The following is a 2354-nucleotide window of genomic DNA, read 5'->3' on the forward strand; positions in this document are numbered from 1 at the left end:
CCCAGGCCAAGCGCATGGGGCGGCTGAGCCTGATTGATGCCGACATCAGCATTAAAAAAGTCGAACTCTCTGGCGTCAGTGGCCTGCAGTTTTTCTTCAGCGATGGCCATTACCGGGGCCTGTACCCCTGGGGCTTTCTGCGGGAACTGAGCGAGCAGGTGTCATGAACCAGACGTTGCGCGCCATCGACACTCGTTGGTGGGCCCCTGCGCGGTTGCGCTATCCGGGCGCCGCCCTGTGCGTGGTACTGGCCCTGGCCGGCAGTTTTCTGGCCAACCACTATGGTGCGCCGGCACTGGTGCTGGTTCTGCTGCTGGGGTTCGGTTTTGCCAGTCAGGCGACCGACACGCGGCTGCAGCCAGGGGTGGCCTTTTGCAGCCGCCAGGTCCTGAGAATCGGAATCGCATTTCTCGGCGCACGGATTGGCGTGGAACAGATGCTCACGGTTGGCAGCCTGCCGCTGCTGATGGTGCTTGCCTGTGTGCCCATTACCATCGGCTCGGCGCTGCTTTTGGGCCGCTGGATGGGGCTGCCCACCCTGCAAAGCCTGGTCGCTGGTGTGGCAGTAGCAATATGCGGCGTTTCTGCTGCGATTGCGGTTGCTGCCGTGATTCCCCAGGGCAAACTGGAAGACCGCCGGTTGCTGGGCGTGGTGGTGGGCGTTACCGCCCTGGGCACCCTCAGCATGCTTGTGTTACCACCCTTGTTTTCATCGCTTGGCTACAACGACACGCAAACCGGGCTGTTACTGGGCGCCAGCATTCACGATGTGGCCCAGGCCGCTGGTGCCGGCTACCTGGTATCAGACACAGCCGGTGATATCTCAACCCTGACCAAGCTGCTGCGGGTTGCCCTGCTAGCGCCGATGGTGCTGCTGCTGGGCGCGTTACTTAACAGGAACAACAGCGGCAAAGCCGAACACCCCTGGTTTCTGCTGGGTTTTATCGCGCTGTTCGCCATGAACAGCCTGGGCTGGCTGCCGGAAGATCTGCGTGACGCCCTGACCACCGCATCCAAGGCCTGCCTGCTGGTCACCATGGCGGCGCTGGGCATGCGCACCAGTCTGTCATCGCTGATTGCCCAGGGCTGGCGGCCGTTTGCGCTGCTGGCCATGCTCAGCACGCTTCTGGTTTTAACTGCCATGACATCCATGGCTGTTTTTTCACTGTGAATCTTTATTGATATAGCCAACACGGAGGACATACCCATGGCTGCAATCGGAACCGAAAACGTCATCAGCGTTCACCACTGGAACGACACCCTGTTCAGCTTCAGAACCACCCGCGATCAGAGCCTGCGCTTTGAGAATGGCCACTTTGTGATGATCGGCCTGCCGGTGGACGGCAAGCCACTGCTGCGCGCCTACAGTATTGTCAGCGCCAACCATGAGGAATACCTGGAATTTCTCAGCATCAAGGTTCAGGACGGCCCGCTGACGTCCCGGCTGCAGCACCTGCAGGAGGGCGATTCCCTGTACATCGGCCGCAAGCCGGTGGGAACCCTGGTGATGGGTGACCTGAACGACGGCAAGAACCTTTACCTGTTCGGCACAGGCACCGGCCTGGCCCCTTTCATGAGCATCATCCGGGACCCGGAAGCCTACGAGCGCTATGAAAAAGTGATTCTGGTGCACTGCGTGCGGGAGGTCAGCGAACTGGCCTATCACGACTACCTGACCCAACAACTGCCGAACCACGAATTCCTGTCGGAAATCATCGGTGACAAACTGATCTACTACCCCACAGTGACCCGGGAGCCCTTCCGCAACGAGGGCCGGATTACTGACCTCATCGAGTCCGGCAAGCTGACAGATGACATCGGATTAGCGCCCCTGAACCCGGAAACCGACCGGGCCATGCTCTGCGGCAGCCCCGGGTTGCTGAAAGACCTGACAAAGATGCTGGACAGCATGGGCTTCAAAGGCTCTCCCCAACAGGGTGTGCGGGGCGATTACGTGATTGAACGGGCATTCGTCGAGCAATAGCAAGTCAACAGACCGGAGCAATTACCATGTCAAATGCAGTTCCCGGAGTGAAACACCTGATCGCCGTCGCCTCCGGAAAAGGAGGCGTTGGTAAATCCACTACCACAACCAATCTGGCGATGGCACTGGCAAGCACCGGCGCCCGGGTCGGCATCGTCGATGCCGATCTCTACGGGCCGAGCCAGCCACGCATGCTGAACCTCAGTGGCCTGCCAGACACGACCGGCGGCAAGATTCTGGAGCCCATGGTCGGCCACGGAATCCAGACCATGTCCATCGGCTTTCTGGTGGATGAGGAATCACCCATTATCTGGCGTGGCCCGATGATCACCCAGGCTCTGACACGGCTGGTGTATGAAACCCGCTGGGA

At 60.1% G+C, this 2354-nt stretch carries 4 protein-coding genes; all 4 read left to right on the plus strand.

The features are described from left to right. Positions 1–14 precede the first annotated feature (14 nt). Positions 15–167, plus strand: coding sequence for a gamma-butyrobetaine hydroxylase-like domain-containing protein (locus BM035_RS22055; RefSeq protein ID WP_092034447.1), 153 nt, complete (start codon positions 15–17; stop codon positions 165–167). Beyond that, the gene (locus tag BM035_RS22060) at positions 164–1171 is read left to right on the plus strand and encodes a YeiH family protein (RefSeq protein ID WP_092034444.1); all 1008 of its coding nucleotides are present in this window, start codon (positions 164–166) and stop codon (positions 1169–1171) included. Before BM035_RS22055 ends, BM035_RS22060 begins: the two co-directional genes overlap by 4 nt. A gap of 36 nt (positions 1172–1207) precedes the next feature. Further along, positions 1208–1984, plus strand: a complete 777-nt coding sequence (locus BM035_RS22065; RefSeq protein WP_092034445.1) for a ferredoxin--NADP reductase — start codon at positions 1208–1210, stop codon at positions 1982–1984. A 26-nt stretch (positions 1985–2010) separates the two neighbouring features. Further along, positions 2011–2354 (plus strand): P-loop NTPase (locus BM035_RS22070; protein WP_139216099.1); only part of this gene is annotated, 344 nt, incomplete at its 3' end.

Source organism: Marinobacter sp. DSM 26671 (genome assembly GCF_900112835.1).
GTDB lineage: Bacteria > Pseudomonadota > Gammaproteobacteria > Pseudomonadales > Oleiphilaceae > Marinobacter > Marinobacter flavimaris.

Bases quoted from the DNA above. Each gene is read 5' to 3' on its own strand.
- BM035_RS22055 (WP_092034447.1), top strand. From the start codon at position 15: ATGGGGCGGCTGAGCCTGATTGATGCCGACATCAGCATTAAAAAAGTC.
- BM035_RS22060 (WP_092034444.1), top strand. From the start codon at position 164: ATGAACCAGACGTTGCGCGCCATCGACACTCGTTGGTGGGCCCCTGCG.
- BM035_RS22065 (WP_092034445.1), top strand. From the start codon at position 1,208: ATGGCTGCAATCGGAACCGAAAACGTCATCAGCGTTCACCACTGGAAC.